19 protein-coding genes are annotated in these 18,527 nt (G+C 72.0%); 6 read left to right on the top strand and 13 right to left on the bottom strand.

Annotated features, from left to right (window positions below; all coding sequences use genetic code 11):
* The first annotated feature begins 30 nt into the window (after positions 1-30).
* Together AB0K05_RS36765 and AB0K05_RS36760 are read left to right on the top strand one after the other, a co-directional pair.
* Positions 31-1,185, top strand: a complete 1,155-nt coding sequence (locus AB0K05_RS36765) for an acyl-CoA dehydrogenase family protein (RefSeq protein ID WP_219547145.1) — start codon at positions 31-33, stop codon at positions 1,183-1,185.
* 81 nt (positions 1,186-1,266) lie between these two features.
* On the top strand, positions 1,267-2,415 hold the full coding sequence (locus tag AB0K05_RS36760) for an acetyl-CoA C-acetyltransferase (RefSeq protein ID WP_364235514.1): 1,149 nt from the start codon (positions 1,267-1,269) through the stop codon (positions 2,413-2,415).
* Positions 2,416-2,495: 80 nt separating this feature from the next.
* On the opposite strand, the gene AB0K05_RS36755 is transcribed toward AB0K05_RS36760, so the two are convergent.
* From AB0K05_RS36755 to AB0K05_RS36715, 9 genes are all read right to left on the bottom strand, one after another.
* A complete protein-coding gene (locus AB0K05_RS36755; protein WP_148030942.1) occupies positions 2,496-3,191 on the bottom strand; it encodes an ABC transporter ATP-binding protein in 696 nt (231 codons plus the stop codon).
* Complete coding sequence (locus AB0K05_RS36750) at positions 3,178-3,966, bottom strand: ABC transporter ATP-binding protein (protein ID WP_148030943.1); 789 nt, start codon at positions 3,964-3,966, stop codon at positions 3,178-3,180. The genes AB0K05_RS36755 and AB0K05_RS36750 overlap by 14 nt, the downstream gene beginning before the upstream one ends.
* Positions 3,963-4,871, bottom strand: coding sequence for a branched-chain amino acid ABC transporter permease (locus AB0K05_RS36745; RefSeq protein ID WP_219547143.1), 909 nt, complete (start codon positions 4,869-4,871; stop codon positions 3,963-3,965). The genes AB0K05_RS36750 and AB0K05_RS36745 overlap by 4 nt, the downstream gene beginning before the upstream one ends.
* Positions 4,864-5,715: a branched-chain amino acid ABC transporter permease gene (locus tag AB0K05_RS36740; protein ID WP_271280497.1), complete on the bottom strand. Its 852-nt coding sequence runs from the start codon at positions 5,713-5,715 to the stop codon at positions 4,864-4,866. The genes AB0K05_RS36745 and AB0K05_RS36740 overlap by 8 nt, the downstream gene beginning before the upstream one ends.
* 137 nt (positions 5,716-5,852) lie before the next feature.
* Positions 5,853-6,338 (bottom strand): VOC family protein, encoded by a 486-nt coding sequence (locus tag AB0K05_RS36735; protein WP_364235505.1) that lies wholly within the window; start codon positions 6,336-6,338, stop codon positions 5,853-5,855.
* Positions 6,339-6,425: 87 nt separating this feature from the next.
* Complete coding sequence (locus tag AB0K05_RS36730) at positions 6,426-7,607, bottom strand: ABC transporter substrate-binding protein (protein ID WP_148030947.1); 1,182 nt, start codon at positions 7,605-7,607, stop codon at positions 6,426-6,428.
* A gap of 127 nt (positions 7,608-7,734) precedes the next feature.
* Positions 7,735-8,724 carry an aldo/keto reductase gene (locus tag AB0K05_RS36725; protein ID WP_364235503.1) on the bottom strand — a complete coding sequence of 330 codons (990 nt, stop codon included), beginning with the start codon at positions 8,722-8,724 and terminating at the stop codon, positions 7,735-7,737.
* Between the two features lie 26 nt (positions 8,725-8,750).
* Positions 8,751-9,161 (bottom strand): MaoC/PaaZ C-terminal domain-containing protein, encoded by a 411-nt coding sequence (locus AB0K05_RS36720; protein ID WP_148030949.1) that lies wholly within the window; start codon positions 9,159-9,161, stop codon positions 8,751-8,753.
* Entirely contained in the window at positions 9,158-9,628 is a 471-nt protein-coding gene (locus AB0K05_RS36715; RefSeq protein WP_364235500.1) for a MaoC family dehydratase N-terminal domain-containing protein, read from the bottom strand. The genes AB0K05_RS36720 and AB0K05_RS36715 overlap by 4 nt, the downstream gene beginning before the upstream one ends.
* Positions 9,629-9,780: 152 nt before the next feature.
* On the opposite strand from AB0K05_RS36715, the gene AB0K05_RS36710 reads away from it, so the two are divergent.
* A complete protein-coding gene (locus AB0K05_RS36710; protein WP_364235497.1) occupies positions 9,781-10,719 on the top strand; it encodes an LLM class flavin-dependent oxidoreductase in 939 nt (312 codons plus the stop codon).
* On the opposite strand, the gene AB0K05_RS36705 is transcribed toward AB0K05_RS36710, so the two are convergent.
* Positions 10,716-11,177: a TIGR03618 family F420-dependent PPOX class oxidoreductase gene (locus AB0K05_RS36705; RefSeq protein ID WP_364235494.1), complete on the bottom strand. Its 462-nt coding sequence runs from the start codon at positions 11,175-11,177 to the stop codon at positions 10,716-10,718. The two genes, AB0K05_RS36710 and AB0K05_RS36705, sit on opposite strands and share 4 nt — an antisense overlap.
* A 190-nt stretch (positions 11,178-11,367) precedes the next feature.
* Here AB0K05_RS36705 and AB0K05_RS36700 point away from each other — a divergent pair, with 190 nt between their 5' ends.
* The 3 genes from AB0K05_RS36700 to AB0K05_RS36690 are packed head-to-tail and all read left to right on the top strand — an operon-like array spanning position 11,368 to position 14,107.
* Entirely contained in the window at positions 11,368-12,345 is a 978-nt protein-coding gene (locus tag AB0K05_RS36700) for an alpha/beta fold hydrolase (protein ID WP_364235491.1), read from the top strand.
* Entirely contained in the window at positions 12,342-13,118 is a 777-nt protein-coding gene (locus AB0K05_RS36695; RefSeq protein ID WP_271279673.1) for a glucose 1-dehydrogenase, read from the top strand. Before AB0K05_RS36700 ends, AB0K05_RS36695 begins: the two co-directional genes overlap by 4 nt.
* Positions 13,119-13,174: 56 nt before the next feature.
* Positions 13,175-14,107: an NAD(P)-dependent oxidoreductase gene (locus AB0K05_RS36690; RefSeq protein ID WP_148030955.1), complete on the top strand. Its 933-nt coding sequence runs from the start codon at positions 13,175-13,177 to the stop codon at positions 14,105-14,107.
* A gap of 66 nt (positions 14,108-14,173) precedes the next feature.
* Here the strand turns inward: AB0K05_RS36690 and AB0K05_RS36685 are convergent, their stop codons facing one another.
* From AB0K05_RS36685 to AB0K05_RS36675, 3 genes are read right to left on the bottom strand one after another with little or no spacing between them, the layout of a single operon-like run.
* On the bottom strand, positions 14,174-16,132 hold the full coding sequence (locus AB0K05_RS36685; RefSeq protein ID WP_271279672.1) for an AMP-binding protein: 1,959 nt from the start codon (positions 16,130-16,132) through the stop codon (positions 14,174-14,176).
* A 25-nt stretch (positions 16,133-16,157) separates the two neighbouring features.
* Positions 16,158-17,153 (bottom strand): cyclase family protein, encoded by a 996-nt coding sequence (locus AB0K05_RS36680; protein WP_271279671.1) that lies wholly within the window; start codon positions 17,151-17,153, stop codon positions 16,158-16,160.
* Between the two features lie 32 nt (positions 17,154-17,185).
* On the bottom strand, positions 17,186-18,319 hold the full coding sequence (locus AB0K05_RS36675; protein WP_271279670.1) for an alpha/beta fold hydrolase: 1,134 nt from the start codon (positions 18,317-18,319) through the stop codon (positions 17,186-17,188).
* Between the last annotated feature and the right edge of the window lie 208 nt (positions 18,320-18,527).

Genomic DNA, 18,527 nt, shown 5'->3' with positions numbered 1-18,527 from the left:
CGGCACCGCGAGATCAGCGAAGGAGTACCGATGACGTTGAACGCCGAAGAGACGGCCATGGTCGAGGCGGTGCGCGACTTCGTCGACCGCGAGGTACGGCCGGTCGCGAGGGAGCTGGAGCACGCCAACGCCTATCCGGGCGAGCTCATCGACCAGATGAAGCGGATGGGCGTCTACGGTCTCGCCATCCCCGAGCCGTACGGCGACGTCCAGGTTTCCACCCCGTGCTTCGCGATGATCACCGAGGAGCTGGCACGTGGATGGATGAGCCTCGCCGGGGCCATGGGCGGGCACACCGTGGTGGCCAGGCTCATCCTCGCGTACGGCACCCAGGAGCAGAAGGACCGCTACCTGCCGCGGATGGCGACGGGCGAGCTGCGCGCCACGATGGCGCTCACCGAGCCGGGCGGCGGCTCCGACCTGCAGGCGATGCGCACCGTGGCCAGGCGTGACGGCGACGGGTACGTGATCGACGGCACCAAGACCTGGATCAGCAACGCCCGCATGTCGGGTCTGGTGGCGCTGCTGTGCAAGACCGACCCCGCGGCCGAGCCCCGGCACCGCGGCATCTCCGTCCTGCTGGTGGAGAAGGTGCCGGGGGTCACCGTCACCGCCGACCTGCCCAAGCTCGGCTACAAGGGCGTGGAGAGCTGTGAGGTGGTCTTCGACGGCGCGCGGGTCCCGGCGGACGCGCTGCTCGGCGGCGTGGAGGGCGCCGGGTTCACGCAGATGATGCGCGGCCTGGAGATCGGCCGCATCCAGGTGGCGGCGCGGGCGACAGGGGTGGCCAGGGCCGCGTTCGACGACGCGCTCGCCTACGCCCAGCAGCGGGAGTCGTTCGGCAGGCCGATCTGGCGGCACCAGGCCGTCGGCAACCACCTCGCCGAGATGGGCACCAAGCTCACCGCCGCCCGCCGGCTGCTGCTGTACGCGGCCGAGCGCTACGACTCGGGTGAGCGCAGCGACATGGAGGCGGGCATGGCGAAGCTGTTCTGCTCGGAGGTCGCGATGGAGATCGCCCTCAACGCGATCCGGGTGCACGGCGGCTACGGCTACTCCACCGAGTTCGACGTCGAGCGCTACTTCCGCGACGCCCCGCTGATGATCGTGGGCGAGGGCACCAACGAGATCCAGCGCGACGTCATCGCCCGGCAACTCGTCGAGCGCGGCGGCCTGCCCTTCTGACGGCGGCGCCGTACGGGCCGGGTAACGCCGGACCGTCATCCGGCGCACGCCGGGATAACGCCGCGCTCGTAGCCTCCCGGCATGGCTGAAGCTTTCATCATCGATGCCGTCCGTACCCCGGTGACCAAGCGGGGCGGGCCGCTGAGCACCGTCCATCCCGCCGACCTCGGCGCCCACAGCATCCGCGCCCTGGTCGAGCGGACCGGGATCGACCCGGGACTCGTCGACGACGTCGTGTTCGGCAACGTGGACTCGGTGGGTCCGCAGTCGTTCGACATCGCCCGCACCTGCTGGCTCGCGGCGGGGTTCCCGTTGCACGTGCCGGGGGTGACGATCGACCGGCAGTGCGGATCGGCCCAGCAGGCCGTGCACTTCGCCGCGCAGGCCGTGATGAGCGGCACGATGGACCTCGTCGTCGCCGGCGGCGTGCAGAACATGAGCATGGTGCCGCTGATGTCGGCGGCGAACGCGGGCCGGGCACTCGGCTTCGACGACCCGTTCTCCACCTCGCCGGCGTGGACCGGCCGGTTCGGGGACGGCGAGGTCAGCCAGTTCCGTGGCGCGGAGATGATGGCCACCCACTGGGACATCTCCCGCGAGCAGATGGAGGAGTTCGCCGTCGAGTCGCACGAGCGGGCGCTGCGGGCGAACGCCGACAAGCTCTTCGAACCGGAGATCGCGCCGCTCGACGGCGACGGCGCCGACGACGGCCCGCGCGAGCCGAACTGGGAGAAGATCAGGTCGCTGCCCACGCTGCTGCCCGGCGGGCGCATCACCGCGGCCTGCGCGAGCCAGATCAGCGACGGCTCCGCGGCCCTGCTGATCGCCGGCGAGCGCGCGGTGAAGCACCTCGGGCTGACCCCCCGGGCGCGCATCCACCACATGAGCGTGATGGCCGACGATCCGATCATGATGCTGTCCGCCCCGATCCCCGCGACGGAGCGGGCGCTGCGGCGGGCCAAGATGACGCCGGACGACATCGACGCCGTCGAGATCAACGAGGCGTTCGCGCCCGTGGTGCTCGCCTGGCTGAAGGAGACCGGCTTCGACCCGGCCAGGGTCAACCCCAACGGCGGGGCGATCGCGCTGGGCCACCCGCTCGGCGCGACCGGCGCGCGGCTGATGACGACGCTGCTCAACCACCTGGAGCGCACCGGCGGCCGCTACGGCCTGCAGACGATGTGCGAGGGCGGCGGCCAGGCCAACGTCACCATCATCGAACGCCTCTGAGGCAGAGCGAGGAACGAAACGGCCGGGCCGGCGGGATCACCGCCGGCCCGGCCGTTCCCACCTGGCCACCTGAGGTCGCGTCAGGCCAGGTAGGTCTCCAGCAGCCGGTTCTCGTCGAGGTCGGCGCTGTTGCCGGAGGTCACGACGTCACCGACGACCATCACGTAGGCCCGGTCCGCCACCTCCAGCGCCAGCCCGGCGTTCTGCTCCGCCACCAGCACGGCGGTGCCGGTGGCCACCACCCGCTTCAGCGCCTCCAGCACGTCCCCGACGATGCGCGGAGCGAGCCCCATCGACGGCTCGTCGATCATGAGCAGGCGCGGCTTGGCCATGAGCCCGCGCGCGATCGCCAGCATCTGCTGCTCGCCGCCGGAGAGCACGCCGCCGAGGTCGTCGAGCTTGCGCCCGAGCACCGGGAACAGGTCGATCATCTCGGCCATGCGCTCCTCGACCCCGCCGCCGGGCAGCCGGTAGCCGCCCATCAGCAGGTTGTCCCGCACGGTGAGCGTGGACAGGATGGCCCGTCCTTCGGGCACGTGGCTGACGCCGAGCCGGGCGATCCGGTGCGCGGCCGTGCGCCCCATCACGCGGCCGTCGATCTCGACGGTGCCGGCGGCGGGCCGTACCAGGCCGGAGATGGTCCGCAGCAGGGTGGTCTTGCCGGCGCCGTTCGGGCCGACGATGGCGACGGCCTCGCCGGTGCCGACCGTGAGGCTCACCCCGTGCAGCGCCTCCACCGCGCCGTAGCGGGTGACGAGGGATTCAACGACCAGCATCGGGTGCCTCCACTGCGTTACGGTCGTGGGTGCCGAGATAGGCCGTCTTGACCCGTTGGTCCTGCCACACCTCGGTGGGCCCGGCCTCGGTGAGGACGCGGCCCCAGTCGAGCACGACGACGCGGTGGCAGACCTCGGTGACGAGCCGGACGTTGTGGTCGACGAGCAGTACGGTCACGCCCTCGTCGTTGATCGAGCGGATGAGCTCGCCGATCTCGTCGGACTCGGTGCGGTTCATCCCGGCGGTGGGCTCGTCGAGGAGCAGCAGCCGGGGTTCGGTGGCCATCGCGCGGGCGATCTCGACGCGCCGCCGCATGCCGTAGGAGAGCTCGGCCACGTCGGCGTCGATCACGCCGGTGAGTCCGACGCGGTCGATGAGCCGCCGGGCCACCTCGTGCTGCTCGGCCTCCTCCCGCCTGCGGGTCCTGCCCATCTGCCAGCGGCGGCCCTTGAAGGACAGGTGACGGCCGATGAGGACGTTCTCCAGGACCGTGCTCTCCTCGAAGAGCTGCAGGTTCTGGTACGTGCGGGCGACGCCCGCGGCGGCGAGGCGGTGCGGGCGCAGGTCGGCCACGTCCGCCCCGGCGAGCCGGATGGTCCCGGTCGTCGGCTTGAGATAGCCGCTGATGAGGTTGACGACGGTCGTCTTGCCGGCGCCGTTGGGCCCGATGAGGCCGCAGATGGCGCCCTGCCGCACGGTGAACGAGACGTCGTCCACGGCCTTCATGCCGCCGAAGTGCTTGCTGACCCCGGACAGTTCCAGGAGTGCGGTCATGGGCTCGCCACCTTCTCCGCAGGTTCGTCGATCTTGGGAGACGGCGGGTTCCCACGGTCCCGCCATCGTCGTCGCAACCCCCGGTAGAGCGACCGGTCGGACAGGCCGTTCGGCGCCACCAGCAGCACCACCACGAGCAGCACGCCGTAGACGATGTCCTCCCAGTGGCCGCCGGCGACCTGCAACAGATCGCGCAGGATCGTCAGCCCCCAGGTCAGCAGGACCGGCCCTGCCCAGTGCCCGTTGCCGCCGACGAGCACGTACGTGAACACGATCACCAGCGTGGCGAAGCCGTACTGGTCGGGGCTGATCACCATGGTCCGGTGCGCCTCCAGCGCCCCCGCGCAGCCGGCGATCGCGCCGGCGGCGGTGAAGGCCACGAACCGCACCCGGAACACGTTGATCCCCAGGCCCTCGGCGGTGCGCTCGTCCAGCCGCACCGCCTTGGCCGCCCGGCCGAAGTGGGAGCGGTGACCGAGCTCCAGCACGAGGAAGGCCACGGCCAGGGCGATGATGAGGTACTCCGTTTTCACCTCGACCGGGATGCCGGCGATGCCGTTCGGCCCGTTGGTGAAGTCGCTGATCCGGATCAGCACGACGATGGCCTGCGCGAGCGCGAGGCTCCCGAGCGCCATGTAGATGCCGCGCAGCCGCAGCACCGGCGGCGCGAACAGCGCGCCGATCGCCCCCGCGAGCAGCGTCGCGGCGAGGAGCCCGACCGCGAACGGCAGCTCGGTCTTGGTGGAGACGAGGGCGGCCGTGTAGCCGCCGACGGCGGCGAATCCCATCGGGGCCAGCGACATGATGCCGACCCGGAACGTGACGTGCACGCTCACCACGAGCAGGGTGAGGATGAGAGCGGTGTCCAGCCGGAAGAGCTGGAGCGGTTCGAGCCAGTCAAACACGTGCGGCCTCCTTCTTGCCGAAGAACCCGGACGGCCGCGCGACCAGCACCGCGAGGATGGTCGCGAACGCGATGATCTCCCGGAACACGCTGGACACGTACGAGGTCGCGTACACCTCGATGACGCCGAGCACCAGGCCCCCGACGATCGCGCCCTTCACCGAGCCCATGCCGCCGAGGATGATCACCGCGAAGGCGACCAGCAGGAGGCCGTCACCCGATGAGTAGGACACCTGAGCCGCCGACGCCGCCACGAAGATGCCGGCCACGGCGGCGAGGCCGCCGGCGACGAAGAAGCAGATCGAGAAGACGAGCTGGCTGTTCACGCCGAGCAGTTCGGCGGTCTCCCGGTTGTGGGCGACCGCCCGCACCGCCCGCCCCGACTTGGTGCGGTTCAGCCAGAAGGCGAGTCCGGCCATCGCCACGATCGCGATCGCCAGCATGACGACCTGGAGCCGCGGCACGTTCTGCCCCGCCACCTCGAAGGCCCCCACCGGGAAGCCCTGCCGGGGGAACGCCTCGGTCTGCGCGTCGGTGTAGGTGCGCAGGATCGTGGTGAGCACGAGCGAGACGCCGATCGTCGCGACGACGAAGGAGAACTCGGGCGCCTTGCGGGCCCGGAGCGGGGCGAGGACGGCCAGGTCGAGGAGCACCGACAGCACGCCGGCCGCCACCATGCCCACCAGGATGGCGAGCGGCACCGGCACTCCCAGGTGCAGGGCCGCCAGGGCGGCGAAGCTGCCCCAGGTCAGGATCTGCGCATGCGCGAAATTCAGGATGCCGAGGACACCCCACACCAAGGTGACGCCCACGCCCAGCAGGGCGTAGGTACTTCCCAAGGCCAAGCCGTTAATGGTCTGCTGCACACCATCCTCCGCTCCCTCTCACAGCCTTGGGGGACCAGGCTGACTTCGGTGTGACGAGATAGGTGCCCAGCGTTCCGTCAGCTCGTTAACGCCACCGTTACGTCCCGATACGGGCGTTAACCACGGCCGGATCCGAGCTCCGGGAACTCCATGAGGTTCAGCATGGTCCCGTCCGGGTCGCGGATCGTGAGCACGTGGCGGTGCCGGCCCGGCATGGGGGTGAGCGTGACCGGCCCGGCCACCACGGGCACGTCGTGCTCGCGGATCCGGGCGAGGGTGGCCGTCATGTCGCGGACGCGCAGGCCCAGCCGGGCCAGGCCGGGCTGCTTGGCCGTACGGGGGACGGGCTCGCCGCGCTCGTCGGCGAAGAACAGCAGGTCGAGGTAGGTCGCGGCGTCGTCGTCGCTCCAGGTGAGCAGCGCGGCCTTGCAGCGCACCGAGCCCGTGACGTCGAGGATCGCCTGGAAGTCCGCGGCGGCGTCGAACTCGAAGACCTGCCCGATCAGGCGGGCGCCGAGCACGCGGGTGTAGAAGTCGAACGACCGGTCGAAGTCCGCGCAGACCACGTTGGCGTGGACGAGGTGGGTGATGCCCAGGGTCATGGTGGAGGTCCTCTCTCCGTGCGAGTGACGACGCCGCCCCGGCACGCTGGTGGCGTGCCGGGGCGGCGGCTTCTCTGAAGGGACGGGTTATTTGCAGGCGGCGGCCGTCTGCGGGTCGAAGAGCGTGATCTTGCTGTCCACGATCTGCAGCTTGGTGCCCTTGACGCTGGCGGTGCGGTTGTCGGTGAAGCCGATCTTGCCGAACGGCGTGTCGATGTCGCTCAGCCCGGCGAGCGTGTCCCGGACGGTCTTCTTGTCCGTGGTGCCCGCCTCCTTGAACGCGTGCGCCATCGACCAGAGCGACGCGTAGCCGGCCGCTTCGAACACGGTGGCGGAGCGCTTCTCGCCGTGCTGCTTCCAGTAGTCGAGGAAGTGCGCGTTGTTCCCCTCGGTGCTCTGGCCGTTCCAGGCGGTCACGTACACGAAGCACTGCATGGCCTGGCCCGCCTGCTCCATGGTGGCGTCGCTCACGTCCGGCGCCATGAACACCGGGCCGTCGTAGCCGATCTCGTCGAGCTGCAGGTAGATCGTGCTCATCATGCCGGGCAGGGGCATGGTCACCAGCACGTCAGGGTTCGCCTGCTTGAGCTTGGTGAGCTGGGCCCGCACGTCGGTGTCGGTGCCGACGAAGGTCTCCTCGCCGACGGTGGTGATGCCCGCGGCCTCCAGCGTCTCCTTGCGCTTGCCGATGACGATCTTGGCCGCCTCGGAGTCGCTCTGGTACAGGTACGCCGCGGTCTTGAGCCCGGTGAACGTCTCGGCGAACTCCTTGTCGGCGGGCGGCATCACGTTCGCCATGTCCGGATAGAGACGGAACATGTAGTCGCCGACCTCGGTGACGCCGGCCGCGGAGAGCCCGACCGCCATCGTCGGGATGCCGTTCTGCTGGAGCTGCGGTCCCGCGGCGAGGAACGACGGGGTGAGGGTGAAGCCCACGACCGCGTCGACCTTGTCCGCCGCGAGCTTGAGCACCGCCTGCACGGCCTCCTGCTTGTCCGCCTTGGTGTCGATCTCCACGAGCTCGATCTTCGAGCCGCCGAGGAAGCCGGTGTCGTTGATCTCCTTGGCGGCGAGCCGCACGCCGTCGCGCTCGCTGGTCCCCACGCCCGCGATGCCGGCCGCACCGCTCAGGTCGAGCGGGACGCCGATCTTGATGGTGGAGGGCAGCCCGGCCGCCTGCGCGGTGTCGCCGCCCTCGTCACCGCCGGAGCCGCAGGCCGCCGCCAGCAGTGCCGCACAGAGGATTATCCCGAGTTTGCTCTTTCGCATATCAACCTTCCGGGGGGTCGACGACTCCGGCGGAGTCACCAGCATGTGACGGCGATGCGTCAGGGGGACCTGATCCTGCGGAGACCTCGTTAACGGGTCCGTTACGCTCGGTCGCCGCAGGGTGGGTTCACAGGCCGAGCAGGTTCTCGGCCGGCCGGTTCGCGGTCGCCAGGATCTCCGCGGCGCGGGCGAGGGTCTCGTCGTCCAGGTCGGCGGACAGCCCGCTGAGGCCGTCCGCCACCTCCGCCGCGTCGCGGCAGCCGAACAGCGCGACATCGGAGTACGGCTGGCGCACCGTCAGGGCCAGGACGAACGCGGCGAGCGAGAGCCCCAGCGGGTCGGCGAGCGCGCGCAGCCGCCGGGCGATCGCCAGATTGGCGGCGAACGCGTCACCGGCGAAGAACACGTTGCCCGACGTGCCGGAACGCCCCTCGCGGCGGCTGCGGCCCCGCCAGTCGTCGGGCTCGAACTCGTGGTCGTCGGTGAAGTCCTCCGACAGCAGGCCGTGTACGTACGAGCCATAGGTGATGCGCAGGCCGCCGCGCGCGCCCGAGGCGGCGAGCTCGTTCAGGTAGCGGTGGTCGAGCAGGCTGAAGCTGTACTCGACGGCGGTCGGGATGCCGGTGGCCAGCGCCCGCCTGGCCGCCTCGGCGCCGAAGTTGCAGAAGCCGACGTCGCGGGCAAGCCCTTCCTCCTTGAGGCGCAGCAGGTTCTCCATCTGCTGCTCGGGGGTGAGGGCCGGATCGAACTGGTGCAGCAGGTAGACGTCGACGTGGTCGGTGCGCAGCCGGGTCAGCGACTCCTCCATGAACCGGCGCAGCGCGTCGTAGGAGGAGTCGCAGACCAGGGTCAGCAGGTTCGTCGGGTCGGTGTAGCGCACGCCGCCCTTGGTGCACAGCCGCACCTCGTCGCGCCGGCCATGGAGGATCTCGCCGACGATCGCCTCCGACCGTCCCGAGCCGTAGAAGTGCGCCGTGTCGTAGAAGCGCACCCCCGCCTGGTACGCGGCCTCGACCGCGCCCCGGGCCGCGTCCTCGTCCACCTGTCCGTACCCTTGCGCGATCATGGTGCCGCTGCCGAATCCGACACGGCCGATCAGCGGGTTTCCATCCGGCATGACAACGTCTCCTCGATCCGCGGAGGTCATTTCGCTTCTGCGGACGCGCGCACGACGGCGTTCCCCGTCATCACCACCGCGTCCTGCCCGTCGGTCACGGTCAGCGCGACCGCGGCCGTCCCGTCGCCGTGCACCGACTCCACCCGGGCGCGGGCGGTGAGCGTCGCCCCCGGGAACACCTGGGCGCGGAACCGCGCCTCGTACCGCAGCAGCGACTCGGGCCCGAACCAGTCGGTCAGCACCCGGCCCGCCATGCCCATCGTGAGCATCCCGTGCGCGAACACCGACGGGTAACCGGCGGCCTCCACCGCGAACCGCTCGTCGGTGTGCACCGGGTTGAAGTCGCCCGAAGCTCCCGCGTACTGGACGATCCGTGTCCTCGTCAGATCGCGGACGAGCACCAGCTCCCTGGTGTCGCCCGCCGCCACGGCCGTCATCCGCCCGCCCCCACCGTGGTGGAGGTGGTCACCGTCACCATCGTCGCGGTGACGACCGGCTCGCCCCGCTGGTCGCGGTACTCCGTGATCGTCTCGGTGAAGGTGAGCGCGCCGCCCCGCCGTCCCTCCTTCCGCCAGGTCCTGCCCGGACGGTCCACCGCGCTGAGCACGTCGCCCTCGCGCACCGGCCGGTGGTACTCGTACCGCTGCTCGGCGTGGAGGCCGAGACCCGCGCCGTCGGCGGCGGGCGCTCCGGAGGGCGTCGCGCCCGAGCCCGGCCAGGGCTCGTCAGGCTTCGGCCGGACGGCGCTGTCCGGGTCGTAGTGGTCGGCCGCCCAGACGAACGTGGGCGGGGCGATCGCCGGAGTGCCGGTGATCGCGCCGTGGTAGGCCGGGTGGGGATCCCCGACGGCCCGCGCGAACATCATGATGTGGCCCCCCTCGACCGGGAACCGCTCGACTGCCATGCTCGTGCCTCCTGGTTGTCGGCCGTGACTCTCCCGCCTCGCCGTTCGCCCCGTGGTTACGGACCCGGTTCGTAACGTCGCAGGTAACGGCGCGCCCGGCACGCTGGCGGCCCTCTGTCCGCGACGGCGACGCCCTCGCCGAGGAGGTCCACGTGCCCGCCGCCCCACGCCCGCGCATCGGGCTCAACCTGCCGCTGAGCTTCGCCGGCGCCGCCCCCGCCGCCATCGCCGCCTGGTTCGGCGACGTCGAGGCCACGTCCGTCGACGCGCTGTGGACCCTCGACCAGCTCGCCGGGCGCATGCCCACTCCGGAGCCGATCGCGCTGCTGGGCTTCGCCGCCGCGCACACGACCCGCGTCCGGCTCGGCATCGCCGTCCTCGTCGCCCCCGGCCGGGGCCCGATCGCGGCGGCCAAGCAGCTCGCCTCGCTCGACCACCTCACCGGCGGCCGGCTCGTGGTCGGCGTCGGCAGCGGTGACCGCCGCCTGTTCCCCGCGCTCCGGCTGGGCGACTGGGAGGACCGGCCGGGCGCGGTCCTGGACGAGTTCCTGACGGCGGTGCACCGCCTGTGGACCGGGACCGGCGTCACCCACGACGGCCCCATCTGGCCCTTCGCCGACGTCACGGTGACCCCGCGCCCGGTCGCGCCGCCCCCGCTGTGGGTCGGCGGCGGTTCGGTGCCGGCGCTGCGCCGGGCGCTGCGCCTCGGGTCCGGCTGGGTGGCGGCCGGTCGGCAGCCCACCGCCCGCTTCGCGGAGCTGGCCGTCCGCCTGGACGAGGTCGCCGAGCAGGAAGGCCGCGCCCGCGACTCCTTCAGCGTCGCCAAGCGCGTGTACCTGCTGGTCGAGCCCGACCGGGCCCGCGCCCACCGGACGATCGACGCCTGGTTCGGCGCCTTCTACGGCACCTCCGACCACGGCCGCGAGGCCACCGTCCACGGCGACGTGGCGACCTGCGCGGAACAACTCGCCGAGCTGGCCGGCCTCGGCGTCACCGACCTGATCCTGCACCCGCTGGACGAGTCGCCGCGGCACCAGGCCGCCGTGCTCGGCGAGCTCCTGCCCGCGATCACGGCGGCCTCGACCGGCTAACCGGCTGGCCGGCGCGCCGCCGAGCGGGCGAAGTCCCAGCTCGCCCAGCGGTCGGCATGGACGACGATGCCGACCCGCGCGCCCGACAGCGCCATCTCCCGGTAGTCCGGCCGGCCCGGCTCCGGGAAGTTGCGCGAGACGATCGCCTCACCGATGCGCAGCATCCCCTCGTCGTGCTCGACGAGCTCCGCGCGGCCCGTCACCGACAGGCCCTTCAGGCTGCCGTAATCCTCTCCCGAATCCACCAGGCACGCCACGCGCGGGTCGTTGCGCAGGTTGCGCGCCTTCACCGACGTACGCTGCGTCCACATCACGATCTCGCCGTCGAGCACCCCGAACCACATCGTGGCCAGATGCGGCGCCCCGTCCGGATCCAGCGTCGCGAGCTGCAGACTCTTACGCGACAGCAGGTAGTCCAGCCGTTCACCCGGCTCGATCGGCAGCGGCCTGTCACCCATGGCGGGCTCCTTTCTCCCGCGCCCACTACAGCCGCCAGGGCATACCCCGGGGCGGCGGCGCACGGCGTAACGCGGGAGGTAATGGGGGACCGCGTTACGTGTCAGCGGTGAGCCCTCATTTCACGAGCACCGCATCCATGAGCCCCATGTCGACGAGCCCTGCCCTGATTCGGACGGGAGCCCTACCACGATGATCGTGCCGGCCGACAACGAGATCCGGCTCGACCTCCCAGACGGTCCGCGGGTCGACACCGAGATCGTGCACTTCTACAGCGACGGCCTGCGGCTGACCGGCGTCCTGGTCACGCCGCGGGAGCGGGCGGGGGCCATGCCCGCCCTGGTCGCCAGCCACGGCTGGAGCGGCGCGGTCAACTTCCGCGTCCTGCCGCTCGCCGGCCGCCTCGCGCGGCGCGGCTACGCCGTGCTCGCCCTCGACCATCGCGGCTTCGGCCGCAGCGAGGGCGCCCGGCTGCGCTGCGACCCGTACGAGCAGGTCCGCGACGTCTCCAACGCCGCCACCTACCTGGCGGGCCGGCCGGAGATCGACGGCTCGGCGCTGGGCGTGATCGGCGCCAGCTTCGGCGGGGCCATCGCGGTCGCCGCCGCGGCCGCCGACGAACGCCTCCGCGCCTGCGTCGCCCTCGTCCCGCTCGCCGACGGCCGGCGCTGGCTACGCGACCTGCACGGCGACCTGAACGGCGGCCCGCACGGCGGCCCGCACGGCCCGGGATCCTGGCCCGCCTTCCTGGACCGGGTCGCCAGGGACGAGGCGGAACGGGTGCGCACCGGCCTCGGCGAGCGGGTGCCGCTCGGCACGCTCATGCCGCTGCCGCCGAGCCCGGCCGCCGACGCCGAGGCCACGCTCATCGCCACCGCCTATCCCGAGGACTACCCGCTGGAGAACGCCCGGCTCGCCCTCGGCTTCTCTCCCGAGCAGCTGGTCTCCGCGATCGCCCCCCGCGCCCTGTGCCTGATCACCCCCGGCGACGACACGGTCATCCCGGCCGAGCACTCCCTCGCCCTGCACGCCCGCGCCGGCGAGCCCAAGGCGCTGCACCTGCTGCCGCACGGCGGTCACGGCGGCCCCATGGGCGAACTGGTCGACACCACCGCCGACCTGGCCGGCGCGTTCCTCGCCGAGCACCTGCCGCCCGGGGCGGCGTCATGACCGGCCCCCTCGACGGCCGGGTGGCCGTGGTCACCGGCGGCGGCTCCGGCATCGGCCGCGCCACCGTCGAACGCTTCGTGGCCGACGGCGCGCGCGTGGTGCTCGCCGATTACGCGGACTCCGCGGCCGGAGCGGCCGCCGAGATCGACCCCTCCGGTGCGCGGGTGGTCTTCCAGCGCACCGACGTCCGCCACGCCGACCAGGTGGACCGCGCGTTCCAGGTCGCGATGGACCGCTTCGGCCGCTGCGACATCGCGGTGAACAACGCCGGCGTGATCGCCGGCGGATCCCTCCACGAGGACGACGCCGACGACGAGTTCGACCAGGTCTGGCGCGTCTGCGTCGCCGGCGTCTGGCACGGCTGCCGGTCCGCCGTGGCCCGCATGCGCCCCAACGGCGGCGGCGTCATCCTCAACACCGCGTCGACGGCCGCGCTCTGGCCCACCCCGGCCTTCCCCGCGTACGGCCTGGCCAAGGCCGCGGTCGTCCACCTGACCCGCTCACTCGCCGCCGCGTACGGCCGCGACGGCATCCGCGTCAACGCCGTCCTGCCCGGCCCCACCCGCACCGGCATCTTCGCCGCCGCGACCGGTGACCTTGACATGGCGGACCTGGCGGACCTGGAACAGCGGTACACCGCGACGATGTCGCTCGGCCGCATGATCGAGCCGGAAGAGACCGCGTCCGCCTTCGCCTACCTCGCCTCCGACGCGGCGCGGTCGGTCACCGGCGCCGCCCTGCAGATCGACGGCGGTTTCCGGCCCGGCGGCTGACGCCCGGCCACCCCAGCATCCCGCGTTCCCCCGCCTCACCCATCAGGAGACCCGCAATGACCTATCTGGTCACCGGCGCCACCGGATTCATCGGCTCGTACGTCGTCGACCGGCTGCTGCGCGACGGCCACCCGGTGATCGCGCTCGACCGCCGCCCCGACTGGGCCCGCGAGCCGGCCGCCCCCGACCCGTCCGCTCTCACCTTCGTCGAAGGCGACGTCACCGACTTCTCCCTCGTCGCCGACCTGGTGAGCACCCACCGCGTGGACCGGATCATCCACCTGGCCGCCGAACTCCACGACCGCTCCGCCGGCCAGCGCGGCCAGTGCATCCAGTCCAACGTCGTCGGCACCTACAACGTCCTGGAAGCCGCCCGCCTGCTCGGCGTGTCACGCACCGTCCTGGCGAGCAGCGCGGCCCTCTTCAGCCCGGCACACCACGACCCCGCCCGCCCCATCGCCGAGGACGCCCGCATCCACGGGGGCGACGTGTACGAAGGCAGCAAGATCTTCGGCGAGACCATGGGCGAGTACTACCTGCGCACTCTCGGCGTCACCAACACCTCCATCCGCATCGGCCTCGCGTACGGCGCCGCCTGCCTCATCGGCACCGCCCGCCGGCTCGTCGACGAACTGGTCACCAAGCCGCTCGCCGGCGAGCCGGGCAGGCCCGCCTACCACGGCGGCTCGATGATGAACATGGTCTACATCCACGACACCGCCGACGCGTTCGTCCGCGCGAGCGAGGGCCCGGTCCCGTCGAGCCACGTCTACCACGTACGCGGCGACTACCGCAGCATCGGCGACATGGTGGAGGTCGCACGCAAGCTCATCCCCGGCGCCACCATCGAACCCGGCGACGCCGACCACCGCTGGCCCATGAACTTCGACGACTCCCTCTTCCGCCGGGAGTACGGCTACACGACCCGCTGGTCCCTGGAGGACGCGCTCGCCGACATCGTCAAGGAGAAGCGCTCCGAGACCGCCTGACCACGAGACGAACCCCGCGTCGCCCGAACGGCGGCGCGGGGTTCGTTGTCGAGGATCAGGCCCTGTTCAGACGCTGTCCCGGCGCGGGAAGCCGGTCAGCGGTTCCCGGCTCTCCAGGGCGGTGACGTCGCCGGGATCGGCGCCGATGTAGACGGCGCGGGCGACGCGGCGCATCACCTTGCCGTTGCGGGTCTTCGGCAGGGCCGCGACCGCGTGGACGGCCTTGGGACGGGTGGCCTTGCCCTCGCGGGCCACGATCGACTGCTCCAGGCGCGGGAGGACCTCGGCCGGGTCGGCGTCCCCGGTGAGGACGACGAAGCAGACGAGGGCCTCGCCCTTGAGGTCGTCGGGGACGCCCACCGCGGCGGCCTCCACGACGGCGGGGTCGTCGACGAGGAGGGACTCGATCTCGGCGGGGCCCACGCGCTTGCCGGCGAGCATGATGGTGTCGTCGGAGCGGCCGAGCAGGAACCAGTGGCCGTCGGGGTCGACGTAGGCGAAGTCGCCCTGCTGCCAGTTGCCGGGGAAGCGGCTCCAGTAGGTGGACAGGTAGCGTTCCGGGCCGTCCCACAGGCCCTTGGTCATGCCGGGCCAGGGGGCGCGGACGACGAGTTCGCCGACCTGGCCGCGGACGGGGCGGCCGTCCGGGTCGAAGACGTCGGCGGCCATGCCGAGCGAGGGGGCGGAGAAGCCCGCCGGCTTGATCGGGCGGTGCACGGAGCCGCTCACGATGGAGGCGCCGCATTCGGTGCCGCCGCTCATGTTGACGATGGGGGTGCGGCCCTTGCCGACGTGGCGGAAGCACCACCACCAGGGCTCCAGGTTCCACGGCTCCCCGGTGCTGCAGATGACCCGCAGGTCGGGGAGCGCGTGGGCGTCCGGCCACCGGTCACCGAGACCGGCGAGGACCCGGATGAGGGTGGGGGAGACGCCGAGCGCGGTGACGCGGTGACGCTCGACGACCGACCAGAGGCGGTCGGGGGTGGGATGGTCGGGCGTGCCCTCGTACAGGACGGCGGTGCCGCCGTTGGTGAACGCGGCCGTCACCACGTAGGCGCCCATGACCCAGCCCATGTCGGTGACCCACATGAGGCGCTCGCCGACGTCCATGCCGAAGCCGTGCCGGGCCTCCTGCGCGAACTTGAACGGCAGCCCGGCATGGGTGTGCAGGCAGCCCTTGGGCCGGCCGGTGCTGCCGGACGAGTACAGCAGGACGCAGGGGGTCTCGGCGTCGAAGACCGGGGTCTCGGTCATCGGCTCGGCGGCGGCCGTCGCCTCGTCCCACCACTCGTCGCGGCCGGGCACGAGCGGGATGTCGCGGCCGAGACGGCGGACCACGAGCACGGTGCGCAGGCCGGGGGCGTCGGCGGCGGCCTCGTCGGCGGTCTCCTTGAGCGGCACGAGCTTGCCGCGCCGCTCGAACCCGTCGGCCGTGACCATGAGCTTCGCCCCCGAGTCGAGCAGCCGCTCGCGGACGGGTCCGGGGCCGAACCCGCTGAAGAACGGGGCCACGACGGCGCCGATCTTCGCGGCGGCGAGCATGACGACGGCGGCCTCCGGCACCATCGGCAGGAACAGCGCGACCACGTCGCCGACGCCGACCCCGCGCGCGGCGAACGCGCCGGCGGCGCGGTCGATCTGCTCCTTCAGCTCGCCGTAGGTGAGGGTGCGCACCGCGCCGTCGTCGCCCTCCCAGACGATCGCCTCGGCGCCGGCGCGGCCCTCGTCGATCCAGCGGTCGACGGCGTAGTCGGCCCAGTTGAGTCCGCCGCCCTTGAACCAGTGCGGGAACTCGGGGCCGTCGGACAGGTCGAGGACCTTCTCGTACGGTCGCCGCCAGCGCAGCCCGACGTCGTCCGCGGCGGCGGCCCAGAACCATTCGGGATCGGCGGCGGCGCGGTCGGCGACCTCGTCGACCGAGGTGAGGCCGTGCCGGGCGGCCATCCGGCCGAGCGGGGTGCCGGGGAAGGCGGCGGGGTCGGGCTCCCACGCGATGGGGAGCCGGTTCAGCTCGTCGACGTTCACGGGAATCTCCGGAAGGCGGGCGGGGTCATTTGATCGCCAGCGGGTTCAGCGGGGACCCGACCGCCTTGGTGAACGGCAGCGGCCCGGCGGCGAACATGAACTCGTAGACGCCGTCGGCGGCGCAGTCGTCGGCGAGCTTCTCCAGGTCGAAGATCTCGCCGATCAGCAGGCCGGCGTTGACGAGCAGCACGATGTGCACCGGCTGGAAGATCTCGTCGGTCTCGTTGGGCCGGACCTCCATGCCCCAGGTGTCGGTGGCGACGCCGGCGATCTCGTTGCCGCAGATCCAGTGCGCGGAGTCCAGCGAGAGGCCGGGGGCGTCGCCGGCCGCGTAGTCGCCCCACGAGCCCCGCGCCCGGCACATGGCGATGTGCCCGGTGCGGACCAGGACGAAGTCGCCGCGGCCGACGGTGACGCCCTGCGCCTCGGCGCAGGCGGCGAGTTCGGCGCTGTCGATGCCCTGACCGGGCTCCAGCCACGGCACGCCGCGGTGGCGGGGGATGTCGAGCAGCACCCCCCGGCCGACGACCTTCTCGGTGGTCAGCTCGATGCCGCACTTGCCCGCTCCGGTGCTGGAGACGTGCTCCTGGCCGAAGCCGTTGTACATCTTGCCCTCGTAGAACACGTGCGACAGGGCGTCCCACTGGGTGCCTGACTGCAACGGCATGTAGACGGCGTCGTCGGCGTAGCGGAGCCTGGCCATGTGGTCCTGGGCGCCGATGGCGGCGTCGCCGCCGTCCTGCAGCATGAGGTGGATCGGGTTCACCCGGCCGCCCCAGCCGTTCTGCGGGCCGTCGCCGTCGTACGGCAGCGCGCAGGAGATCACCTTGCCCTGGCGGACGAGCGCGGAGGCGGCGACGACCATCTCCGGCTCGATGTAGTTGAGCGTGCCGATCTGGTCGTCGGGGCCCCACTTGCCCCAGTTGCGGTATCGCTCGCACAGGGCGTGGACGTCGTCCAGCGTCACCTTTCCGCGGCCGTCCCCGGCGGTGCCGGTGCTCACGTCAGTGTCGGTGCTCACGTCAATGTCTCCCCATCGTCGCGGAACGGGACTCAGGACTGCGCGGGCAGCGTGCCGAAGCGCTGGGCGAACCAGTCGGCGATGAGCTGCCGGGCGGGGTCTGGCTCGTCGGTCTGGCAGTGCTCGGCGCCGCCTTCCGCGACGGTGAAGATCCGCAGGGTCTTGTCGGCCGAGCCGGCCGCCTCGTACGCCTTGTGCGCGTCCTCGACGGCGACCTGGCGGTCGTTCTCGCCGTGCACGATCAGCAGCGGCTGGGTGAGCTTGGGCAGCACGTCGACGAGCGTCCACTGCCGCACCCGCTCCAGGCCGGCCTCCATCGTGTCGGTGCCCATCACCCAGGGGAGCTGGAACCACGGCACCGAGACTGTCTTGGACCGGGTGGCCCAGCGCTTCTCCCAGGTGGCGCCCCAGTCCCAGATGCCGCCCCAGGCCGCGCACGCCTTGATCCGCGGCTCGAACGCGGCCGACCGCGGCGCGTAGTAGCCGCCGAGGCTGATGCCCATGACGCCGATGCGGTCGGCGTCCACGTCCGCGCGGGTCTCCAGGTAGTCGATGACGGCCCCGGTGGGGACCTCGTAGTCGGGCCGGGAGGGCACGTTCCGCAGCCGGAGCGGCTCGCCCACGCCGGGGCTGTCCATCACCAGGCAGGTGATGCCGCGGCGGACGAACTCCTCCTCGACGAAGCCGTACAGGATCTCCTTGGTGACGTCGAAGCCGCCGTAGAAGATCACGACGGGGGCGGGCTCGGCGGTGCGGGCGGGGATGAGGTAGCCGGGCAGGACGCCGTCGGGAGAGGGGACCTCGATGCGCTCCACGTTCAGCGGCGCCAGCTCGACGGCCTTCTCGAACGCGTCGAGCGCGGCGCGGTAGCTGGCCGTCTTCTCGGGGCCGGGGGCGATCTGCCGCTCGCCGCTGGCGTGGTAGACCGAGGCGCGCAGATAGCGCAGGCCCGCGCTGCGGCGCAGCCCCGCCTGGAGGTCCTTCTCGGCCTGCTCCTCCTGCTGGCCGGCCATGCCCGCCCACGCCTTGCCCCAGGCCTCGGGCTCGGGCTCGCCGTCGCGCAGCGGCGCGAGCCAGCGGTGCATCTCACCGAGCGAGCCGCCCGCCATGAGGGCGAGGTTGAAGGCCGATGACCACATGTAGTTGTCCGGGAAGTAATAGAACACCGTGCGGGCTCCGTTCACGTGCGGTGGGGGCAGAGGGCTCCACGAGCCACCTCATCCGGCCCGCGTTACCACCGTCGTTATGGCCCTGCCGGGATCCGGAGAGGCGGTCCGGGTGACGCCCGGAGAATGCCCGGGTGGCACGATCGGTGCCTGGCGAACGACCGCCCTAAGTGATCTCTATGGGGATATATCGCCCAAATGACATTAA

This window comes from Nonomuraea sp. NPDC049486 (assembly GCF_040676925.1).
Taxonomy (GTDB): domain Bacteria; phylum Actinomycetota; class Actinomycetes; order Streptosporangiales; family Streptosporangiaceae; genus Nonomuraea; species Nonomuraea ferruginea.
This window is presented reverse-complemented; position numbering and strand designations above follow the sequence as displayed.

What these genes read in the sequence shown, in the direction of transcription:
- AB0K05_RS36695 (WP_271279673.1), top strand. Translation starts at nt 12,342, where the DNA reads ATGACCGGCCCCCTCGACGGCCGGGTGGCCGTGGTCACCGGCGGCGGC.
- AB0K05_RS36720 (WP_148030949.1), bottom strand. Translation starts at nt 9,161, where the DNA reads ATGACGGCCGTGGCGGCGGGCGACACCAGGGAGCTGGTGCTCGTCCGC.
- AB0K05_RS36755 (WP_148030942.1), bottom strand. Translation starts at nt 3,191, where the DNA reads ATGCTGGTCGTTGAATCCCTCGTCACCCGCTACGGCGCGGTGGAGGCG.
- AB0K05_RS36705 (WP_364235494.1), bottom strand. Translation starts at nt 11,177, where the DNA reads ATGGGTGACAGGCCGCTGCCGATCGAGCCGGGTGAACGGCTGGACTAC.
- AB0K05_RS36735 (WP_364235505.1), bottom strand. Translation starts at nt 6,338, where the DNA reads ATGACCCTGGGCATCACCCACCTCGTCCACGCCAACGTGGTCTGCGCG.
- AB0K05_RS36750 (WP_148030943.1), bottom strand. Translation starts at nt 3,966, where the DNA reads ATGACCGCACTCCTGGAACTGTCCGGGGTCAGCAAGCACTTCGGCGGC.
- AB0K05_RS36765 (WP_219547145.1), top strand. Translation starts at nt 31, where the DNA reads ATGACGTTGAACGCCGAAGAGACGGCCATGGTCGAGGCGGTGCGCGAC.
- AB0K05_RS36700 (WP_364235491.1), top strand. Translation starts at nt 11,368, where the DNA reads ATGATCGTGCCGGCCGACAACGAGATCCGGCTCGACCTCCCAGACGGT.
- AB0K05_RS36690 (WP_148030955.1), top strand. Translation starts at nt 13,175, where the DNA reads ATGACCTATCTGGTCACCGGCGCCACCGGATTCATCGGCTCGTACGTC.
- AB0K05_RS36760 (WP_364235514.1), top strand. Translation starts at nt 1,267, where the DNA reads ATGGCTGAAGCTTTCATCATCGATGCCGTCCGTACCCCGGTGACCAAG.
- AB0K05_RS36715 (WP_364235500.1), bottom strand. Translation starts at nt 9,628, where the DNA reads ATGGCAGTCGAGCGGTTCCCGGTCGAGGGGGGCCACATCATGATGTTC.
- AB0K05_RS36725 (WP_364235503.1), bottom strand. Translation starts at nt 8,724, where the DNA reads ATGCCGGATGGAAACCCGCTGATCGGCCGTGTCGGATTCGGCAGCGGC.
- AB0K05_RS36730 (WP_148030947.1), bottom strand. Translation starts at nt 7,607, where the DNA reads ATGCGAAAGAGCAAACTCGGGATAATCCTCTGTGCGGCACTGCTGGCG.